The organism is Dickeya dadantii NCPPB 898 (assembly GCF_000406145.1).
In the GTDB taxonomy this organism is placed as follows: Bacteria; Pseudomonadota; Gammaproteobacteria; order Enterobacterales; family Enterobacteriaceae; genus Dickeya; species Dickeya dadantii.
Window position 1 is genome coordinate 4,041,272 of record NZ_CM001976.1, and the last position, 20,016, is coordinate 4,061,287.

At 59.5% G+C, this 20,016-nt stretch carries 16 protein-coding genes and 1 riboswitch; of the genes, 11 read left to right on the top strand and 5 right to left on the bottom strand.

From position 1 onward, the window contains the following. Window positions 1-2: 2 nt before the first annotated feature. The 3 genes from ilvN to DDA898_RS18150 all read right to left on the bottom strand — a co-directional run bounded on the left by ilvN (window position 3) and on the right by DDA898_RS18150 (window position 4,421). The gene (gene ilvN / locus DDA898_RS18140) at window positions 3-494 is read right to left on the bottom strand and encodes an acetolactate synthase small subunit (protein WP_038911962.1); all 492 of its coding nucleotides are present in this window, start codon (window positions 492-494) and stop codon (window positions 3-5) included. A 2-nt stretch (window positions 495-496) separates the two neighbouring features. After that, on the bottom strand, window positions 497-2,218 hold the full coding sequence (gene ilvI / locus DDA898_RS18145) for an acetolactate synthase 3 large subunit (RefSeq protein ID WP_038911963.1): 1,722 nt from the start codon (window positions 2,216-2,218) through the stop codon (window positions 497-499). A 397-nt stretch (window positions 2,219-2,615) separates the two neighbouring features. After that, on the bottom strand, window positions 2,616-4,421 hold the full coding sequence (locus DDA898_RS18150) for an AMP-dependent synthetase/ligase (RefSeq protein ID WP_038911964.1): 1,806 nt from the start codon (window positions 4,419-4,421) through the stop codon (window positions 2,616-2,618). Window positions 4,422-4,831: 410 nt separating this feature from the next. On the opposite strand from DDA898_RS18150, the gene leuA reads away from it, so the two are divergent. The 4 genes from leuA to leuD are packed head-to-tail and all read left to right on the top strand — an operon-like array spanning window position 4,832 to window position 9,515. After that, on the top strand, window positions 4,832-6,406 hold the full coding sequence (gene leuA, locus DDA898_RS18155) for a 2-isopropylmalate synthase (protein ID WP_013319481.1): 1,575 nt from the start codon (window positions 4,832-4,834) through the stop codon (window positions 6,404-6,406). Continuing rightward, window positions 6,406-7,497 carry a 3-isopropylmalate dehydrogenase gene (leuB, locus tag DDA898_RS18160; RefSeq protein WP_013319482.1) on the top strand — a complete coding sequence of 364 codons (1,092 nt, stop codon included), beginning with the start codon at window positions 6,406-6,408 and terminating at the stop codon, window positions 7,495-7,497. The genes leuA and leuB overlap by 1 nt, the downstream gene beginning before the upstream one ends. 2 nt (window positions 7,498-7,499) lie before the next feature. Next, on the top strand, window positions 7,500-8,900 hold the full coding sequence (gene leuC, locus DDA898_RS18165; protein ID WP_038911965.1) for a 3-isopropylmalate dehydratase large subunit: 1,401 nt from the start codon (window positions 7,500-7,502) through the stop codon (window positions 8,898-8,900). 12 nt (window positions 8,901-8,912) lie between these two features. Next, the gene (leuD, locus tag DDA898_RS18170; RefSeq protein WP_038911966.1) at window positions 8,913-9,515 is read left to right on the top strand and encodes a 3-isopropylmalate dehydratase small subunit; all 603 of its coding nucleotides are present in this window, start codon (window positions 8,913-8,915) and stop codon (window positions 9,513-9,515) included. A 167-nt stretch (window positions 9,516-9,682) separates the two neighbouring features. Here leuD and DDA898_RS18175 read toward each other — a convergent pair whose 3' ends face one another. Then, the gene (locus DDA898_RS18175) at window positions 9,683-10,582 is read right to left on the bottom strand and encodes a siderophore-interacting protein (protein WP_038911967.1); all 900 of its coding nucleotides are present in this window, start codon (window positions 10,580-10,582) and stop codon (window positions 9,683-9,685) included. Window positions 10,583-10,829: 247 nt separating this feature from the next. Between DDA898_RS18175 and tnaC the strand changes: the two genes are divergently transcribed. Next, window positions 10,830-10,940 (top strand): tryptophanase leader peptide, encoded by a 111-nt coding sequence (gene tnaC, locus DDA898_RS22535; RefSeq protein ID WP_071604566.1) that lies wholly within the window; start codon window positions 10,830-10,832, stop codon window positions 10,938-10,940. 96 nt (window positions 10,941-11,036) lie between these two features. After that, the gene (gene tnaA / locus DDA898_RS18180; RefSeq protein WP_038902096.1) at window positions 11,037-12,437 is read left to right on the top strand and encodes a tryptophanase; all 1,401 of its coding nucleotides are present in this window, start codon (window positions 11,037-11,039) and stop codon (window positions 12,435-12,437) included. Between the two features lie 132 nt (window positions 12,438-12,569). On the opposite strand, the gene sgrT is transcribed toward tnaA, so the two are convergent. Continuing rightward, complete coding sequence (gene sgrT, locus DDA898_RS18185) at window positions 12,570-12,728, bottom strand: glucose uptake inhibitor SgrT (RefSeq protein ID WP_033112088.1); 159 nt, start codon at window positions 12,726-12,728, stop codon at window positions 12,570-12,572. Window positions 12,729-12,839: 111 nt separating this feature from the next. Here sgrT and sgrR point away from each other — a divergent pair, with 111 nt between their 5' ends. From sgrR to ilvB, 5 genes are all read left to right on the top strand, one after another. Next, window positions 12,840-14,507: an HTH-type transcriptional regulator SgrR gene (gene sgrR / locus DDA898_RS18190; RefSeq protein WP_038911968.1), complete on the top strand. Its 1,668-nt coding sequence runs from the start codon at window positions 12,840-12,842 to the stop codon at window positions 14,505-14,507. A gap of 56 nt (window positions 14,508-14,563) precedes the next feature. Then, window positions 14,564-14,674: riboswitch (TPP riboswitch) on the top strand. Window positions 14,675-14,716: 42 nt separating this feature from the next. Beyond that, the gene (gene thiB, locus DDA898_RS18195) at window positions 14,717-15,700 is read left to right on the top strand and encodes a thiamine ABC transporter substrate binding subunit (RefSeq protein WP_038912646.1); all 984 of its coding nucleotides are present in this window, start codon (window positions 14,717-14,719) and stop codon (window positions 15,698-15,700) included. Further along, the gene (gene thiP / locus DDA898_RS18200; RefSeq protein ID WP_038911969.1) at window positions 15,676-17,286 is read left to right on the top strand and encodes a thiamine/thiamine pyrophosphate ABC transporter permease ThiP; all 1,611 of its coding nucleotides are present in this window, start codon (window positions 15,676-15,678) and stop codon (window positions 17,284-17,286) included. Before thiB ends, thiP begins: the two co-directional genes overlap by 25 nt. Then, complete coding sequence (gene thiQ / locus DDA898_RS18205) at window positions 17,270-17,962, top strand: thiamine ABC transporter ATP-binding protein ThiQ (RefSeq protein ID WP_038911970.1); 693 nt, start codon at window positions 17,270-17,272, stop codon at window positions 17,960-17,962. The genes thiP and thiQ overlap by 17 nt, the downstream gene beginning before the upstream one ends. Window positions 17,963-18,349: 387 nt before the next feature. Continuing rightward, complete coding sequence (ilvB, locus tag DDA898_RS18210; protein ID WP_038911971.1) at window positions 18,350-20,014, top strand: acetolactate synthase large subunit; 1,665 nt, start codon at window positions 18,350-18,352, stop codon at window positions 20,012-20,014. Window positions 20,015-20,016 lie beyond the last annotated feature (2 nt).

The window sequence follows — 20,016 nt, forward strand, 5'->3', positions numbered from 1 at the left end:
CTTCAGCGCATGACGCGGTCACCGCGCGATACGCCCACGATACCGGAGCGCGCGACTTCAACAATTTCAGCCACTTCGCGCACGCTGTTGAGAAACGCGTCCAGCTTCTCGCTGGTGCCCGCCAGCTGAACGGTATACAGCGATGCGGTGACATCGACGATCTGCCCGCGGAAGATTTCCGCGCTGCGCTTGACCTCCTCACGGCCGTAACCGGTGGCCTGCAATTTGACCAGCATCAGCTCGCGTTCAACATAAGCACCTTGTCCCAGCTCACTGACCCGCAACACGTCCACCAGCTTATGCAGTTGCTTTTCAATCTGTTCCAGCACTTTCTCGTCACCCACCGTCTGGATGGTCATCCGCGACAGGGTCGGGTCGTCCGTCGGGGCGACGGTTAAACTTTCAATGTTGTAACCACGTTGAGCAAACAGGCCAATCACGCGCGACAGAGCACCCGATTCGTTCTCCAGCAATACCGACAAAATACGACGCATGATCAGGTCCTCTCCGTTTTGCTTAACCACATCTCATCCATCCCGCCGCCGCGGATCTGCATCGGATAGACGTGCTCGCTGCTGTCCACCCGCACATCCACGAACACCAGACGATTTTTCTGTTCCAGCGCCGCTTTGAGCTTCGGTTCCAGCTCATCCGGAGTATCGATGGTAATGCCGACGTGACCGTAAGCTTCCGCCAGCTTGACGAAATCCGGCAGGGATTCCATGTAGGAACTGGAGTGGCGCCCGGAATAGATCATGTCCTGCCACTGTTTAACCATGCCGAGGAAACGGTTGTTGAGGCTGACCACCACAATCGGCAGGTCATACTGCAACGCGGTGGACAATTCCTGAATATTCATCTGGATACTGCCGTCGCCGGTGACGCAGATGACCGTTTCCTGCGGCAACGCCAGCTTGATGCCGAGCGCGGCAGGCAGGCCGAAGCCCATGGTGCCCAAACCGCCGGAGTTGACCCAACGGCGCGGCTGATCAAACGGATAATACAGCGCGGCGAACATCTGGTGCTGCCCCACGTCGGATGCCACGTAAGCTTTGCCTTCCGTCAGACGGTGCAGGGTTTCGATCACCGCCTGCGGTTTGATGGCATCGCCATCGGTGTTGTATTTCAGGCACTGACGCGCGCGCCACTGCTCAATGCGCAGCCACCAGTCACGCATCGCGTCAAATTTCTGTTGTACGTCGCCACCTTGCGCCAGCAGCTCCAGCATCAGGCTGAGCACCTGACGAGCATCGCCGACGATCGGGATATCCGCCGCCACGGTTTTGGAGATGGACGCCGGGTCGATATCGATATGCAGAATGGTGGCGTTCGGGCAGTACTTAGTCAGGTTATTGGTGGTTCGGTCGTCAAACCGCACCCCGACGGCAAAAATCACATCGGCGTTGTGCATCGCCATATTGGCTTCGTAGGTGCCGTGCATACCAAGCATACCCAGACTCTGACGATGCGTGCCCGGAAAACCGCCCAGCCCCATCAGCGAACTGGCCACCGGCAGGTTGAGTTTTTCCGCCAGTTCGCGCAGTTCCTGATGACAATCGGCGTTGATCACCCCGCCACCGCTGTAAATCACCGGACGTTCGGCGGCCAGCAACGTCTGCAGCGCGCGTTTGATTTGGCCTTTATGTCCCTGCACCGTCGGATTGTAAGAGCGCAGGCTGACCTGATCGGGGTAAGCGTAAGGCAGTTTTTTGGCCGGGTTGAGAATGTCTTTCGGCAAATCCACCACCACCGGACCGGGGCGGCCGGTAGAGGCGAGATAGAAGGCTTTTTTCAGCACGGTGGGAATATCTTCGGTCTGTTTGACCAGATAGCTGTGTTTCACCACCGGACGGGAAATCCCCACCATGTCGCATTCCTGAAAGGCGTCATAGCCAATCAGCGAGGTGGCGACCTGACCGGAAATCACCACCAGCGGAATGGAATCCATATACGCCGTGGCGATGCCGGTAATGGCGTTGGTGGCGCCCGGACCGGAGGTGACCAGCACCACGCCCACTTCGCCGGTCGCTCTGGCGTAGCCGTCGGCCATATGTACCGCGCCCTGTTCGTGGCGCACCAGAATGTGTTCTATGCCGCCGACGGTGTGCAACGCATCATAAATATCCAGCACCGCGCCGCCCGGATAGCCGAACACATGTTTTACGCCCTGATCGATCAGCGATCGAATCACCATCTCGGCGCCTGACAACATCTCCATGGGTTTGCCTCTTATTGTTCAGATAGCGAATTGTTCAGATAGCGAGTCGCTTCTGTATTGACAGGGAACACCCCGTGCTCATTGAGACGGTATTCGATGTAGAGAGCAAGGCGTAGATTCGGTTGTTAATCGCACGCCGGCCCCATCGCCAAACACCGCCCGGGTTTTTACATATAACTTATTAACATAACGCCGGATTATGAAGCAGGCAAACGCCGCGCCGGAACGGGGAATGACGTGATTATGGTAAATCAACTGTTAAAAGAGAGAGCAGAGAGATAAAACGCTGGGGAGTGACCACAGCGTTAAAAAATATCCCGCCGTGGTCAGGCATTACAGAGTGAAATATTGACGATAAAATTGCGTTACGGCGCAACGATTACCATCGAAACGACTGCTAGTCGGCGTACATGGCTTCGATTTCCAGCTGATAACGCTGATGAATGACCTTCCGGCGGAGTTTTAACGTCGGGGTCAGTTCACCTTCTTCCTGGCTGAACGGCGCGGGCAGCAGGGTGAACTTTTTCACCTGTTCAAAACGAGCAAACTCTTTCTGCATGTCGCGCAAGCGCTGTTCGAACAGCGACAAGATGTGGCTGTGGCGCAGCAGCTCCAGCCGGTCCTGATACCCCAGATTGATCGAACGGGCGTACTCCTCCAGCGCCTCAAAGCAGGGAACGATCAACGCGGAGACATACTTGCGGGCGTCGGCGATCACCGCGACCTGCTCAATGAAGCGATCCTGCCCCAACGCGCCTTCCAAATGCTGTGGCGCAATATATTTACCGCCCGAGGTTTTCATCAGATCTTTGAGGCGTTCGGTGATGAAAAGGTTACCGTTACCGTCTACGTCGCCCACATCACCAGTTTTAAACCAGCCGTCTGGCGTGAACGCTGCCTCGGTGTCTTGTGGGCGCTGGTAGTAACCGCGCATCACGGTGGCGCCGCGTACCTGAATTTCATTTTGCTCGCCGATGCGCACTTCGATGCCCGACAACGGCGTACCAACCGACCCAAGCCGGTAGTGGTCAGCTTCCCAACAGGACACGGTGGCGCAGGTTTCCGTCAGGCCGTAGCCATAAATGATACGGACCCCCATGGCCTGGAAGAAGGCGATGATATTGTCATCCAGACGCGCGCCCGCCGCCGGCAGAAAACGCACCTTTCCCCCCAGCAATTGGCGCAAACGCGACAACACCAACCGATCGGCAAGGCGATACGTCAACGCGTTCCACACCCCGGCGCGTTTTCCGGCCTGCCGGCGCAAACAGCGCTTATTGCCTTGTGCGATTCCCCAGTGAAACAACGTGCGACGGTGCCACGGCGCCTGCGCCACCTTCTCATGGATCGCGCTGAACACCTTCTCGTAGAAACGCGGCACTGCGCACATCACGGTAGGGCTGACCGCCGCCATCGCCTCACGCACCTGATTGGTGTCACGCAGGTACACGTTCTGCGCGCCGCGGTGCATGATAAAGAAACTCCAGGCGCGTTCGAAGACATGTGACAGCGGCAGAAAACACAACGAGACGTCCTGTTCGCTGGTCTGCAACCGTTCATCATGCAGCACCAGTTGGGTCGCCATATTGGCGTAATCCAGCATCACGCCTTTGGGCTCGCCGGTGGTGCCGGAGGTATAGATCAACGTGAACAGATCGCTTAAATCCCGATCGGCCACCCGTTGGCGCAGCACTGGCTCCCACACCGACAGTTCCGCCTGTTCTTCAAACTCCTGTAGCGATATCGCGATATCACAACCGCGACGGCGAATCTGCTCATCCAGCAGAATAATGGTGCGCAATTGCGGGCAGCTATCGCGCAGCGACATCAGCAGATCAAACTGCGCCTGTCCGCCGACAAAAACGGTACGAATATCCGCCTCATTGAGAATGAACGACGCCTGCGCCGCCGAGCTGGTGGCATAGAGCGGTACGGTAATCGCCCGCAGGTGCAGCAACGCCAGATCCGCCAGCGACCAGTTGATAGCATTGTCGGAAAAGATCGCCACCCGTTCCTGAACATCAACGCCCAGCCCCAGCAGGCCGCAGGCGATGCGGCGGATACGCTCGCCCACCTGATGCCAGTCGAGTTGTTGTTCCTGTTCGGGTGCCCACTCGCGAAATGCCAGCGCGTCAGGGCGCTGAGCAATCTGCTGCTGAATGCGGTGAACCAGATGGTATTGCGGGAGTGAATTCGTCTTCATGCGCGTGCGGGCCTGGCAATCTCAAAAATAGGCGGAAAAATCGGGCAGGCAGTCTACCGCGCTCATCAACGTCGTCAAAGCGCTTTCCGCCGCTTTTCAGCCGGGAATGTGACGGGTAAAACACACCACATACCGCTACCGTATGCGATCCCGAGGTTGACATCAATGCGGGAATCAAGTACCAATAAAAGCAGAACTGAACTTTTAATCGATTTGGACAACGAAACAGCATGTTTAACTTCGCTCAGCTACCAGGCCTACTACTAAACGCATCTCACGTGCGCGGTATGCCGGTGGGCGAAATCCAGAGCTGATTTCACGTCACACCTCATATAAAAAACCCGCGCCGATGCGCGGGTTTTTTTTTACTCGCCGGGCGCCCAAGCAAACAGAACAAAGGAACCAGACCGATGAACCAACAAGTTATTATTTTCGATACGACGTTGCGTGACGGTGAGCAAGCGCTGCAGGCCAGCCTGAGTGTGAAGGAAAAACTCCAGATTGCGCAGGCGCTGGAAAGGATGGGCGTCGATGTGATGGAAGTGGGTTTTCCGGTGTCCTCCCCCGGTGATTTCGAATCCGTACAGACCATCGCCCGTAATATCAAAAATAGCCGCGTCTGCGCCCTCGCCCGCTGCGTCGAAAAAGATATCGATGTCGCTGCCGAATCATTGCGCGTCGCCGATGCATTCCGCATCCACACCTTTATCGCCACCTCGCCGATGCATATCGCCACCAAGCTGCGCAGCACGCTGGATGAGGTGATTGAACGGGCGACCTATATGATCAAACGCGCCCGCAACTACACCGACGACGTGGAGTTCTCCTGCGAAGACGCCGGCCGTACCCCGATCGAAGACCTGAGCCGGGTAGTGGAAGCCGCGATCAACGCCGGCGCCCGTACCATCAACATCCCGGACACCGTCGGTTACACCCTGCCCCACGAATTCGGCAACATCATCGCTTCACTGTATCAGCGCGTTCCCAACATCGATAAAGCCATTATTTCCGTACACACCCACGACGACCTCGGTCTGGCGGTCGGCAACGCGATGGCGGCGGTACACGCCGGCGCGCGTCAGGTGGAAGGCACCCTGAACGGTATCGGCGAACGCGCCGGCAACTGTTCGCTGGAAGAAGTGATTATGGCAATCAAAGTGCGCAGCCAGTTGATGAACCTGCACACCGGCATCAACCATCAGGAAATCTACCGCACCAGCCAGATCGTCAGCCAGATCTGCAACATGCCGATCCCGGCCAACAAGGCGGTGGTTGGCTCCAACGCTTTCGCCCACTCTTCCGGCATCCATCAGGACGGCGTACTGAAGAACCGCGAAAACTACGAAATAATGACGCCGGAATCCATCGGCCTGAAAGAAGTGCAGTTGAACCTGACTTCCCGTTCCGGCCGCGCCGCGGTCAAACACCGCATGGAAGAGATGGGTTATAAAGAAGGCGACTACAATCTGGACACTCTGTACGCCGACTTCCTCAAACTGGCCGACAAGAAAGGTCAGGTGTTCGACTATGACCTGGAAGCGCTGGCGTTCATCAACAACCAGCAGGAAAGCTCCGAGTTTTATCGTCTGGACTACTTCAGCGTTCAGTCCGGCTCCAGCGTAATGGCGACCGCGTCCGTCAAATTGTCATGCGGCGAAGAGACACTGTCCGAAGCCGCCACCGGCAACGGCCCGGTAGACGCGGTATATCAGGCCATCAACCGCATTACCGGCTACCCGATCACGCTGGTCAAATACCAGTTGTCCGCTAAGGGACAAGGTAAGGAAGCGCTCGGGCAGGTGGACATCGTGGTGGAATATCAGGGACGTCGTTTCCACGGCGTGGGTCTGGCGACCGATATTGTGGAATCCTCCGCCAACGCGATGGTTAACGTATTAAACAACATCAAGCGTGCGCAACTGGTCGAAAAAGAAGTGCAGCGTTTGCAGCAACACAACAAACACAACAGTCAGGAAACAGTGTGATGACCAAGAGTTACCATATCGCCGTCTTACCCGGTGACGGCATCGGCCCGGAAGTCATGGCTCAGGCGTATAAAGTATTGGATGCGGTTCGCCAGCGTTTTGGTCTGCGCATCACCACCAGCGAATACGACGTAGGCGGCATCGCCATCGACCGTCAGGGCACGCCGCTGCCGCAGGGCACCATTGAAGGCTGCGAGCAGGCGGACGCCATTCTGTTCGGTTCGGTCGGCGGCCCGAAATGGGAACACCTGCCGCCGGCGGAGCAACCGGAGCGCGGCGCGCTGCTGCCGCTGCGTAAACACTTCCGCCTGTTCAGCAACCTGCGCCCGGCGCGCCTGTACCAGGGGCTGGAAGCTTTCTGCCCGCTGCGCAGCGACATCGCCGCCAACGGCTTTGACATCCTGTGCGTGCGTGAACTGACCGGCGGTATCTACTTCGGCCAGCCGAAAGGCCGCGAAGGTAGCGGCATGTACGAACGCGCCTTCGACACCGAGGTGTATCACCGTTTCGAAATCGAGCGTATCGCCCGCATCGCCTTTGAGTCCGCGCGCAAACGCCGCAGCATCGTCACGTCTATCGACAAAGCCAACGTGCTGCAAAGCTCGATCCTGTGGCGTGAAATCGTCAGCGAGATCGCCCGCGACTACCCGGATGTCCGTCTGAACCATCTGTACATCGACAACGCCACCATGCAGTTGATCAAAGACCCGTCTCAGTTCGACGTGCTGCTGTGCTCCAACCTGTTCGGCGACATCCTGTCCGACGAGTGCGCGATGATCACCGGTTCGATGGGTATGCTGCCGTCCGCCAGCCTGAATGAGCAAGGTTTCGGTCTGTATGAACCGGCAGGCGGTTCCGCGCCGGATATCGCCGGCAAGAACATCGCTAACCCGATCGCCCAGATCCTCTCCGCCGCGCTGCTGCTGCGCTATAGCCTGGGGGCCGACGACGCCGCCACCGCCATCGAGCAGGCGGTTAATCAGGCGCTGGCGGAAGGTTACCGCACCGGCGATCTGGTCAGCGGCGGCAACGCCATCACCACCGATGAAATGGGCGACGCCATCGCCCGGTTTGTAGCAGAAGGGGCCTAATCATGGGTAAGACCTTATATCAGAAGCTGTTCGACGCGCACCTGGTGCACGAAGCGCCGAATGAAACCCCGTTGCTGTATATCGACCGTCATCTGGTACATGAAGTGACGTCGCCGCAGGCGTTCGACGGCCTGCGCGCCATGGGCCGCAAAGTCCGCCAGCCGGGCAAGACCTTCGCCACCATGGACCATAACGTGTCCACCCAGACCCGCGACATCAACGCCAGCGGCGAGATGGCCCGCATCCAGATGCAGGAATTGATCAAGAACTGCGCCGAGTTCGGCGTGCAGTTGTATGACCTGAACCACCCGTTTCAGGGCATCGTGCACGTTATCGGGCCCGAGCAGGGCATGACGCTACCGGGGATGACCATCGTCTGCGGCGACTCCCACACCGCCACCCACGGCGCGTTCGGCTCGCTGGCGTTCGGCATCGGCACCTCGGAAGTAGAGCATGTGTTGGCGACCCAGACCCTGAAACAGGGCCGTGCCAAAACCATGAAAATCGAGGTTGCCGGCGACGCCGCTTCCGGCATCACCGCCAAAGACATCGTGCTGGCGATCATCGGTAAAACCGGCAGCGCCGGTGGCACCGGTCATGTAGTGGAATTCACCGGCAAAGCGATTGAGGCGCTGAGCATGGAAGGCCGCATGACCCTGTGCAACATGGCGATCGAAATGGGCGCTAAAGCCGGTCTGGTGGCGCCGGACGACACCACCTTCGCTTACCTGGAAGGCCGCCAGTTCGCGCCCACCGGCAGCGACTGGGACGCCGCGGTAGCATACTGGAAAACCCTGCGTTCCGATGCCGACGCCCACTACGACGCGGTAGTAACGCTGAACGCCGCCGATATCGCCCCGCAGGTGACCTGGGGCACCAACCCCGGTCAGGTGATCGCCGTCGATCAAATCATCCCGGCGCCGGAATCCTTCAGCGACCCGGTGGAGCGCGCCTCAGCAGAAAAAGCATTGGCCTACATGGGCCTGCAACCGGGCGTGAAAATGACCGAGGTGGCGATCGACAAAGTATTTATCGGCTCCTGCACCAACTCCCGAATTGAAGATCTGCGCGCCGCCGCCGCCATCGCCAAAGGCCGTAAAGTGGCTGCCGGCGTTCAGGCGTATGTGGTTCCCGGCTCCGGCCCGGTTAAGGCGCAGGCGGAAGAGGAAGGTCTGGACAAAATCTTTCTGGATGCCGGCTTCGAATGGCGTCTGCCCGGCTGCTCCATGTGTCTGGCGATGAACAACGACCGCCTGAATCCGGGCGAGCGTTGCGCTTCCACCAGTAACCGCAACTTTGAAGGGCGTCAGGGCCGCGGCGGCCGTACCCATCTGGTCAGCCCGGCCATGGCGGCGGCGGCGGCGATTACCGGTCGTTTCGCAGACATTCGAGAACTGAATTAAGAGAGGCAATCCATGGCTAAATTTACCCAACATACTGGTTTGGTGGTGCCGCTGGATGCCGCCAACGTCGATACCGATGCCATTATCCCGAAGCAGTTTCTGCAAAAGGTAACCCGCACCGGTTTCGGTCAGCATCTGTTCCACGACTGGCGTTTTCTGGATGACGCCGGCCAGCAGCCCAACCCGGATTTCGTGCTGAACCAGCCGCGTTACAAAGGCGCCAGTATTCTGCTGGCGCGCGAAAACTTCGGCTGCGGTTCTTCCCGCGAGCACGCGCCGTGGGCGCTGACCGACTACGGCTTCAAGGTGGTGATCGCACCGAGCTTTGCCGATATTTTCTACGGCAACTCGTTCAACAACCAGCTGTTGCCGGTCAAACTGAGCGAATCCGATATCGACGACCTGTTCAAACTGGTGGCGAGCCATGAAGGCATCACCTTCACGGTGGATCTGGAAGCGCAGCAGGTTAAAGCGGGTGACAGCACCTACTCGTTTGAGATAGACAGCTTCCGCCGTCACTGCATGATCAACGGGTTGGACAGCATCGGTCTGACACTGCAGCACGACGCATCCATCGCCCGCTACGAGCAGCAACAACCGGTATTCCTGCGTTAATTCGGCCTTGCCGTCTTACGGCTTGACGTTTTATCACTCACACAAAGCCCACCTCGGTGGGCTTTTGATTGCAGCCCCTCTTAAGTGCAAGGTCACGCACGAAACCTCCCACCGATCTGGCATAAACTCGTCAGCAACAAAAACAACACGGTTGTTTGTCAACAACCTCAATGAGAACGCGGACCCCGGCTCCAGTAGGCCATAAAGGTGATGGATTCCTGCGTCATGCCTTTTTCTCCCAGCAGATAACGGCGCAACGCCTTCACTGCTGACGATTCGGCGGCTACCCAGCCGAAGAATTGGCCTTGCTGAGCATTTGCCCGTTCCCACATGATTTCGCCATCCGGGATCTCGGCCACCGTTACCGCGCCAGCGTGGATATGCTCCGGCAGCCGTGCCGACTGACGCGCCGCGTCCAGCAAGCGCTCGCCATAGGTCGCGCCGGTGCCTTCGCGCGGCAGCCAGACCACCTCGGCGAAATCCAGATGGCGATAGTCGATGCAATCCGCCTGCAACGGTACTTCGATAAACGCCTGCACCTGCGGCGGGTTATCCTGTTGCGATAACTGTTCCAGAATGCCTTTAATCGCCGGTAGCGCGGTTTCATCCCCCATCAGCAGCACCTGACGGGCGTTTTCCGACAGCACCCACTCGTAGCCGCCGTTATCGCCGGCAAAATCGCCGCGCGGCGCCACCACCTGCAATTCTTCGCCGGGCTGTACGCTCAGCGCCCAGGCCGAAGCCGGGCCTTCTGTGCCGTGTACCACGAATTCCACCACCATTTCTCCGGCGACGGTATCCAGACTGCGCAGCGTATAGGTGCGGGGAATCGGGCGTTGCTCTTTGGGCATTGCCTGCACCAGCTTATACCACTCCCCGACATCCGGCAGGCGCGACGGCGTGCCGTCTTCTGCTGGCAGCAACACTTTAATTCGTTGATCCGGCGAGCAGATTTTCATCTTTTTCACCGCTTCGCCACTGAATACACAGCACATCAGCGATGGGGTAAGCAACGTCTTGCGGGCCAACGTAACATCAAACACTTTATATTCCTTTACCCCAGCCATAACTCGCCTTTACCTCTCTGCTTGTGACTCTCCGGCAACGCGCCGCCCGTTGGTACTTGCGCCGATAACGGCCTCAAACCCCGCACAGTTTTATCATTTACTCACGATAATGAGAAACATTATTGACTCAATTTCTATTCTCATGCCAATCACAACCAACGACCTCCGGATTGCCTGCGGGATCACGGTTTTGTCCATCGCTTTTCGCCTATTCTGATCATTCGTATTCACGAGATAAGGAGACCTCATGACACGCGCTATCCGGTGTTATCACCTGAGCCTCTCCGGCGATTGTCGCCCCTGGTTCAACATCGACCACCGTCTCACCAACGATTTCCCACGCCCGTTTCATGCCTGATTCAGCTTTGCTCTGATTTTTCCCTTTTATTTCAATCTATTTTTGACGTCATACAGCGGCGGTTACGTCTGCTGGTGGGCGTCGTGGAGATATCGCATGAAACGCATCCCTGAGCCTTTTCGCATCAAAATGGTAGAAAACATCCGCATGACCACCCGCGACGAACGGGAACGCGCCCTGCAGGAAGCAGGCTATAACCCGTTTCTGCTGCGCAGCGAGGATGTCTACATCGACCTGCTGACCGACTCCGGCACCGGCGCCATGAGCGACCGTCAGTGGGCGGGGCTGATGATGGGCGACGAAGCCTACGCCGGGTCGCGCAACTACTACCACCTGTGCGATCAGGTGAAAGCGCTGCTGGGTTATCCGTTCACCATCCCGACCCATCAGGGGCGCGGCGCGGAGCAAATCCTGTTCCCATGTCTGATCGCCAAAAAGCAGCGCGCCGGCGGCGGCAAGAAACCGGTGTTTATTTCCAACTTCCATTTCGACACCACCGCCGCCCATGTGGAGCTGAACGGCGCGCGCGCCATCAACGTGGTGACGCCAAAAGCCTTCGACACCACCGCCTATTACGACTGGAAGGGCGACTTCGACCTTGACCTGCTGCACACCACCATCGAGCAACACGGCGCGGACAACGTGGTGGCGATCATCACCACCGTCACCTGCAACAGCTCCGGCGGCCAGCCGATTTCGATGGGCAACATGCGCGAGGTGTATCGTATCGCGCAGCAGCACGGCATTCCGGTGGTGATCGACTCCGCCCGCTTCTGTGAAAACGCCTGGTTTATCAAACAGCGCGAAGCCGGTTACGAAAACCGTTCGATCAAGGAGATCGTCCACGAGATGTACCAATACGGCGACATGCTCACCATGTCGGCGAAGAAAGACCCGATGGTGAACATCGGCGGCCTGTGCTGTTTTCGCAGCGACGAAGAGCTGTTTAATGAAGTGCGCATCCGCTGCGTGCCGATGGAAGGCTTCGTCACCTATGGCGGTTTGGCCGGGCGCGACATGGAAGCGCTGGCCATCGGGCTGGAGGAAGGCATGAACGAGGATTATCTGACCTACCGCATCGGTCAGGTGACCTACCTTGGCGAGCGCCTGCGCGCCGGCGGCATCCCGATTCAGTACCCGGTGGGCGGGCACGCGGTGTTTGTCGATGCCAAAAAGCTGCTGCCGCATATCCCGGCGGAACAGTTTCCGGCACAGGCGCTGAATAACGAGCTTTATCTGGAAGCGGGCATCCGCAGTGTGGAAATCGGTTCGTTGCTGCTGGGGCGAGATCCGGACACCGGCGAGCAGAAACCGTCGCCGCTGGAACTGCTGCGCCTGACCATCCCGCGCCGGGTGTATACCAACGATCACATGGATTACATCGCCGATTCGTTGATTGCGCTGAAGGAAAGAGCCAGCGGTATCAAAGGCCTGACCTTCACCTACGAGCCGCCGGTATTACGCCACTTTGTCGCCCGCCTGAAACCGGTGGAATAACGCTCCGCCATAGAACTCGCCATAAAAAAAGCCAGCGGAACACGCCGCTGGCTGGTGAACAGCACCATTACTCAGAACACTGTGGCGGTTTCCCGCCGCCGTTCTCACTCTCATTCGATGTTGCCGCCTGCTTTACAGCCAGCGGCGATAGTCTTCCTCATCCATTTCCGGGATCTGCCATTGGGTAACCTGTAGCAGCAACGCCATCCGCTGGGCGGCGGTGAGCACGCCCCATCCCCGACGGCAACCCCGGCAAAGCCAGTGATGATAAAAGCGGAATAACCGGCACATATCGCCTCCCCTTCACAGCGGTTCATGCACTGAACCATTCACTGACTCAAAGTATCCGCGTAATATAGGGAAAAATATATTGATGACCTTGAGTCGTGGAGTTCCTCTTTTATGTCTTCGCCACGCCTGCAACAGCAGTTCATCCGGCTATGGCAATGCCTGCAGGGGCAGGACACCAACACCACGTTGCAGGAGCTGGCGCTGCTGCTCAACTGCTCGCGCCGCCATATCCGCTCCCTGCTGAACGCCATGCAACAACAGGGCTGGCTCACCTGGCAGGCGGAAGCCGGACGCGGTAAACGCTCGCGCCTCAGCTTTCTCTATACCGGGTTAACCCTGCAACAGCAGCGCGCTGAAGACCTGCTGGAGCAGGACCGCATCGACCAACTGGTGCAACTGGTGGGCGACAAGGAAACCGTACGCCAGATGCTGCTGTCGCACCTTGGTCGCAGCGTGCGGCAAGGGCGTCATCTGCTGCGTATCCTGTACTACCGGCCGATGCACAATCTGCTGCCCGGCAGCGCGCTGCGACGTTCGGAAACCCACATCGCCCGCCAGATTTTCAGCGGGCTGACCAGCCTAAATGAGGAAAATGGGGAACTGTTGCCGGATATCGCCCACCACTGGCAGGCGCTGTCGCCGCTGCACTGGCGTTTCTATCTGCGCCCGGCGGTTCGTTTTCACCACGGCCGGGAGTTGACCATGGAGGACGTGATCGCCTCGTTGTCACGACTGACGGCGCTGCCGCTGTTCTCGCACCTGACCGACATCGCCTCCCCCACGCCGTTCGTGCTGGATATCAGGCTCAGCATGCCGGACGACTGGCTGCCGTGGCTGCTCGGCAGCGTACCGGCGATGATCCTGCCCAAAGAGTGGCAAACGCTGCCGGACTTTATGCGCCAGCCTATCGGCACCGGGCCGTATCAGGTGGTGCGCAACTCGCCCAACCAGTTGAAAATCGCCGCGTTTGACGACTATTTCGGCTACCGGGCGTTGATTGACGAAGTCAGTATCTGGGTGCTGCCGGACGCGCCGATCATTCCCGCCTGTACCGTCACGTTGCAGGGCGACGACACCACTGACAATGAACTGGAGAACCGGCTCGAAGAAGGCTGCTATTTCCTGCTGTTCGACCGCCGTTCGCCGCAAATGGCAGACCCGGAGATCCGTCACTGGTTGTGTCAGGTGCTAAGCCCGGTGGCGATGCTGGGCCTGGCCGATAGCCCGTACCAGAGCGAGTGGTCACCCGCTTACGGCCTGCTGCCGCGCTGGCATCACAGCCCGCCGCGGGCGGTGCGGGAAAAACCGGTCGGCCTGACCCACCTCACCCTCACCTGCTACCGCGATCACCCCGAATACGAAGTGATAAGCAGCATTATGGGCCGCCTGCTGGCGTCGCACGGCGTCACGCTGACGTTACGCAGCCTGGAATTCGATGCCTGGTGTCAGGGCGACGACGCCAGCGATCTCTGGCTCGGCAGCGCCAACTTCTATCTGCCGCTGGAATTTTCGCTGTTCGCGATGCTGTACGAACTGCCGCTGCTGCGGCACTGCCTGGGCGATGACGAACTGGAACACACCGCGCGCCAGTGGCGTCAGGGCCAGTTATCGCTGGCGGAGTGGTGCCAGTCACTGGTCAGCCGCCAGCAGATCCATCCGCTGTTCCACCACTGGCTGCGGTTGCAGGGGCAGGTCAGCATGCGCGGGCTGCGAATGAACACCCTGGGCTGGTTCGATTTCAAATCCGCCTGGTTTGCGCCGCCGAATCCGACAGCATAACCGCCCGCCGACGGTGATGGCGCTTTTCCTGATGTGACAAACACTTTACAATACCGCCGTTCTCAACGGGGTGCGGCCAACGTTCGTGTACGTTTGCGTCGCTGAGAAAATACCCGTCGAACCTGATCCGGTTAATACCGGCGAAGGGATTTGAGACTGCATCCCGCTTGCTCAAAGACCTTTGCCGCCTTCAACAATTGGAGCGCAAAGTGTTAAAGAAATTACTGTCCTGCCTGTTACTGCTGTCCGCCCCCGTGTTCGCCAAACCGACCCTGACGGTCTACACCTATGATTCGTTCGCCTCGGAGTGGGGCCCCGGTCCGGGCGTCAAAACCGCCTTTGAAAAAGAGTGCGACTGCGAGCTGAAATTCGTGGCGCTGGAAGACGGCGTCGCCCTGCTCAATCGCCTGCGCATGGAAGGTAAAAATACCCCGGCGGACGTGGTGCTGGGGCTGGATAATAATCTGGTGCAGGCGGCGGCACAGACCGGCCTGTTCGCCCCGCATGGCGTCAACACCAGCGGGCTGACGGTGCCCGGCGGCTGGCACAACGACACCTTCCTGCCCTTCGACTACGGCTATTTCGCCTTCGTCTACAACAAGGATAAGCTGAAGAACCCGCCGAAAAGCCTGCGCGAACTGGTAGAAAGCGACCAGCCGTGGAAAGTGATCTATGAAGATCCGCGCACCAGCACGCCGGGTCTGGGGCTGCTGCTGTGGATGCAGAAAGTCTATGGCGACAAGGCGCCGCAGGCCTGGCAGAAACTGGCGGCCAAAACCGTCACCGTCACCAAAGGCTGGAGCGAAGCCTACGGCCTGTTCCTGAAGGGCGAAGCCGATCTGGTGCTGAGCTACACCACCTCGCCGGCTTACCACCTTATCGCCGAGAAGAAAGATAATTACGCGGCGGCCAGTTTCAGCGAAGGCCACTACCTGCAGGTGGAAGTGGCGGCGCAACTGGCCGGCAGTAAAAACCCGCAGTTGGCGGCACGCTTCCTGCAATTCATGGTCAGCCCGACCTTCCAGCAGATCATCCCCACCACCAATTGGATGTACCCGGTGATCAAAACCGAGCTGCCCGCAGGCTATAACACCCTGTCTCTGCCGGCCACCGCGCTGGAATTCACCTCGCAGCAGGTGGCCGAACAGCGTGCGAATTGGGTACAGGCATGGCAACGCGCCGTCAGCCGCTGATTCCCGGCTGGCTGTGGCCGGGGCTGCTGGCGGCCGCGCTGTTGACCGGCACCGCGACGCTGGCGTTCGCCGCGCTGTGGCTGGACGCACCCGGTGCGCCCTGGCGATCGCTGTGGGATGACAGTTACCTGTGGCATGTCATCCGCTTCAGCTTCTGGCAGGCGCTGCTGTCGGCGCTGCTTTCCACCCTGCCCGCGCTGTTCCTGGCGAGGGCGTTGTACCGCCGCCGCTTTCCCGGTCATCGCCTGCTGTTACGCCTGTGCGCGATGACGCTGGTGCTGCCGGTGCTGGTGGCGGTATTCGGCATTCTCAGCGTCTACGGCCGTGAAGGCTGGCTGGCGCGCCTGCTGATGCAGGTCGGCATCGAATACCGTTTTTCGCCTTACGGTTTGCGGGGCATTCTGTTGGCCCACGTCTTTTTTAATCTGCCGCTGGCGACCCGGCTATTTTTACAGGCGCTGGAAGGTATCGCCACCGAGCAGCGCCAGCTGGCGGCCCAGCTTGGCCTGCGCGGCTGGCACTTTTTCCGGCTGGTGGAGTGGCCGTGGCTGCGCCGCCAGCTGTTGCCCGCCGGCGCGCTGATTTTCATGCTGTGTTTCGCCAGCTTCGCCACCGTGCTGGCGCTGGGCGGCGGTCCACAAGCCACTACCATTGAACTGGCGATCTATCAGGCGCTCAGCTTTGATTATGACCCGGCGCGCGCCGCGTTGCTGGCGCTATTGCAGATGGTGTGCTGTCTGGGGTTGGTACTACTCAGCCAACGGCTGGGCCAGTTGCTGGCGGTGGGCGCCGGCAACCGCCTGAGCTGGCGCGATCCGCAGGACAGCCGGTTCAGCCGCGTTACCGATACACTGCTGATTGCGGCGGCGCTGCTGCTGCTGTTGCCGCCGCTGCTGGCGGTGGTGGCGGACGGCCTGAACCGTTCACTGCCGGGCGTGTTACGCCAGCCGGCGTTATGGCAAACGCTCCGGACCTCGCTGCGCATCGCGCTGGCCGCCGGCGCGCTCAGCGTGGTGCTGACATTGATGCTGCTGTGGAGCAGCCGGGAACTGAAACTGCGCCAGCGGCGGCTGCCCGCCCAGTTGCTGGATATCAGCGGAATGCTGATTCTGGCGATGCCGGGGATTGTGCTGGCGTCCGGTTTTTTCCTGCTGTTTAACCGCACCGTCGGGTTACCGGCTTCCCCTTACGGGCTGGTGGTATTGACCAACGCGCTGCTGGCCATTCCTTATGCGATGAAAGTGCTGGAAAACCCGATGGTCGACACGGCGGCGCGTTACAGTCTGTTGTGCCAGTCGCTGGATATCCGCGGCTGGCATCGTCTCAGGGTGGTGGAACTGAAGGCGCTGCGCGCGCCCATCGCGCAGGCGCTAGCCTTTGCCAGCGTGCTGTCGGTGGGCGATTTCGGCATCATCGCCTTGTTCGGCAACGAACAGTTCCGCACCCTGCCGTTTTATCTTTATCAGCAAATTGGCGCTTATCGCAGCGCCGACGGCGCGGTGACGGCGCTGCTACTGCTGCTGCTGTGTTTTATGCTGTTTACCCTGATTGAGAAACTGGCAGGCCTTAATGATCGCGCTCGATAAGTTGACCTACCTCTACCAGCACCTACCGATGCGCTTTGATTTACAAGCGCAGCCCGGCGAACGCATCGCCATTCTCGGCCCAAGCGGTGCAGGCAAAAGCACGCTGCTCAGCCTGATCGCCGGTTTCCTGCCGGCCGACGGCGGCCGATTGCAGCTCAACGGACAGGATCACCTCGCCACGCCGCCGGCAAAACGCCCGGTGTCGATCCTGTTCCAGGAAAACAACCTGTTTCCTCACCTGACGCTGGCGCAGAATATCGCGCTCGGTCTGCACCCCGGACTGAAACTGACCGCGGACCAACAAGGGACGCTGCGCGATATCGCCGGCCGCATGGGGCTGTCGGACTTACTGGAACGCCTGCCGTCGCAGGTGTCCGGCGGCCAGCGGCAACGGGCGGCACTGGCGCGCTGCCTGATTCGCCAGCAACCAATCCTGCTGCTGGACGAGCCGTTCTCCGCGCTCGATCCGGCTCTGCGCCAGGAAATGCTGTCGCTGGTGGACGAGATCTGCCGGGATCGCCGGTTAACGCTGTTGATGGTGTCGCACCAGTTGGAAGACGCCATGCGCATCGCACCGCGCTGCGTACTGGTGGTGGACGGCCGCATCTATCACGATGGCCCAACCGGGGAACTGGCCAGCCACCCGGATGCGGCGCGGATCCTGGGTTTGAGGTGACAGCGCGGTCTGGGATGGCAGTGCTGTCTGAAATGACAGAATGAAACCCTTACTAAAAAAATGTGATCTTACGCACGATTTTGCGTTTTCAGTGCGACAGAGCCTTGTCTGATTTTCCGCACTCATGGTTAGATGAAGACGCTGATTAACCCAAACGAATATAAGGTTCTCCGTGAAACACGCCGCCTCTACTTTCGCACTACTAAACAACACCGCGCTGCTTGACGCGGTCGTCGTCGTGCGCGTGGTGGTCGTGGTCGGCAGCGCGCCGTAACGGGTTCCGAATCAAACCTAGATTCCCAAACCCCGCCGGCGCAAGCCGAGCGGGGTTTCTTTTATCCACCCTCCCCGCTCTCCCTGACACCGGCTCTGATAAAGGATATGACTATGCGTTATACAGGAGCTGAGCTGATCATCCGTCTGCTGGAGCAGCAAGGCATCACCACAGTGAGTGGTATTCCGGGCGGGGCGGCGCTGCCGCTGTACGATGCGTTGGGAAAAAGCCGTACCATTCGCCACGTACTCGCCCGCCATGAACAGGGAGCCGGATTCATCGCGCAGGGTATGGCGCGCGCCAGCGGTAAGGCAGCGGTTTGCATGGCGTCCAGCGGTCCCGGCGCCACCAACCTGCTCACCGCCATCGCCGATGCCAAACTCGACTCCATTCCGTTGGTGTGCATCACCGGCCAGGTGCCGTCCGGCATGATCGGCACCGATGCCTTTCAGGAAGTGGATACCTACGGCATCTCGATTCCGGTCACCAAGCACAACTATCTGGTGCGCGACATCAGCGAACTGCCGCAGGTGATCAATGACGCCTTCCGGCTGGCGCAGTCCGGTCGTCCCGGTCCGGTCTGGGTGGACATTCCCAAAGACGTACAAACGGCCACCATTGAGCTGGCGGAACTGCCCGCGCCGGCCGAGCTTACCCCGGCGCCGGTAGTGGATCAGGATGCCCTGCGCGCCGCCGCCGCCATGATCAATCAGGCCAAACGGCCGATCCTGTATCTGGGTGGCGGCATTATCAGCGCCGGCGCACATCAGCAGGCTATCGAACTGGCGGAACGCGCCGGGCTGCCTACCACCATGACGCTGATGGCGCTGGGCGCCATGCCGGTGGATCACCCGCTGTCGCTCGGTATGCTCGGCATGCACGCCGCCCGTTATACCAATATGATCCTGCAGCAATCGGACCTGTTGATCGTGCTGGGCGCCCGCTTTGACGATCGCGCCATCGGCAAAGCGGAAGAGTTCTGCCCGGATGCCCGCGTGATCCATATCGATATTGATTCGGCGGAGTTCGGCAAGATTCGCCAGCCGCACGTGGCGCTGCACGCCGATGTGGCGCAGGCGCTGGATCAGTTGCTGCCGCTGGTCGACCGTCAGCCGCGCGCCGACTGGCTCGCCCAGGTGCGCGCCCTGCAACACGATTTCCCGTTCAGTATGCCCAACGCCGACGATCCGCTCAGCCACTATGGTTTGATCCGCGCCGTGGCCGAGCAACTGGACGATCAGGCCATCATTACCACCGATGTGGGCCAGCACCAGATGTGGGTGGCGCAGGCGTATCCGCTGCGGCGCTCGCGTCAGTGGCTGACCTCCGGCGGTTTCGGCACCATGGGTTTTGGCGTCCCCGCGGCTATCGGCGCCGCGCTGGCGGAACCGCAGCGTACCGTGGTCTGTTTTTCCGGCGACGGCAGCCTGATGATGAACATTCAGGAAATGGCTACCGCCGTGGAAGAAAACCTGAACGTAAAAATCGTGTTGATGAACAACCAGTCGCTGGGGCTGGTGCACCAGCAGCAGGATCTGTTCTACCAACAGAATTTTGTGGCCTCCGACTACCGCTATCAGACCAACTTTCTGGCGATTGCCGCCGGATTCGGCTTCGCCACTTGCGATCTGAACGCCGCTGAAAACCCGCAAGCCGCCCTGCGCGACGCCCTGCAACAACCCGGCCCGGCTTTAATTCACGCCGCTATCGATATCAACGAAAAAGTGTTCCCGATGGTACCGCCGGGTGCCGCCAACATTGAGATGATTGGAGATTAACT

Coding starts and splice junctions, on each gene's coding strand:
- ilvN (WP_038911962.1), bottom strand. CDS start 494: ATGCGTCGTATTTTGTCGGTATTGCTGGAGAACGAATCGGGTGCTCTG.
- ilvI (WP_038911963.1), bottom strand. CDS start 2,218: ATGGAGATGTTGTCAGGCGCCGAGATGGTGATTCGATCGCTGATCGAT.
- DDA898_RS18150 (WP_038911964.1), bottom strand. CDS start 4,421: ATGAAGACGAATTCACTCCCGCAATACCATCTGGTTCACCGCATTCAG.
- leuA (WP_013319481.1), top strand. CDS start 4,832: ATGAACCAACAAGTTATTATTTTCGATACGACGTTGCGTGACGGTGAG.
- leuB (WP_013319482.1), top strand. CDS start 6,406: ATGACCAAGAGTTACCATATCGCCGTCTTACCCGGTGACGGCATCGGC.
- leuC (WP_038911965.1), top strand. CDS start 7,500: ATGGGTAAGACCTTATATCAGAAGCTGTTCGACGCGCACCTGGTGCAC.
- leuD (WP_038911966.1), top strand. CDS start 8,913: ATGGCTAAATTTACCCAACATACTGGTTTGGTGGTGCCGCTGGATGCC.
- DDA898_RS18175 (WP_038911967.1), bottom strand. CDS start 10,582: ATGGCTGGGGTAAAGGAATATAAAGTGTTTGATGTTACGTTGGCCCGC.
- tnaC (WP_071604566.1), top strand. CDS start 10,830: ATGACACGCGCTATCCGGTGTTATCACCTGAGCCTCTCCGGCGATTGT.
- tnaA (WP_038902096.1), top strand. CDS start 11,037: ATGAAACGCATCCCTGAGCCTTTTCGCATCAAAATGGTAGAAAACATC.
- sgrT (WP_033112088.1), bottom strand. CDS start 12,728: ATGTGCCGGTTATTCCGCTTTTATCATCACTGGCTTTGCCGGGGTTGC.
- sgrR (WP_038911968.1), top strand. CDS start 12,840: ATGTCTTCGCCACGCCTGCAACAGCAGTTCATCCGGCTATGGCAATGC.
- thiP (WP_038911969.1), top strand. CDS start 15,676: ATGGCAACGCGCCGTCAGCCGCTGATTCCCGGCTGGCTGTGGCCGGGG.
- thiQ (WP_038911970.1), top strand. CDS start 17,270: ATGATCGCGCTCGATAAGTTGACCTACCTCTACCAGCACCTACCGATG.
- ilvB (WP_038911971.1), top strand. CDS start 18,350: ATGCGTTATACAGGAGCTGAGCTGATCATCCGTCTGCTGGAGCAGCAA.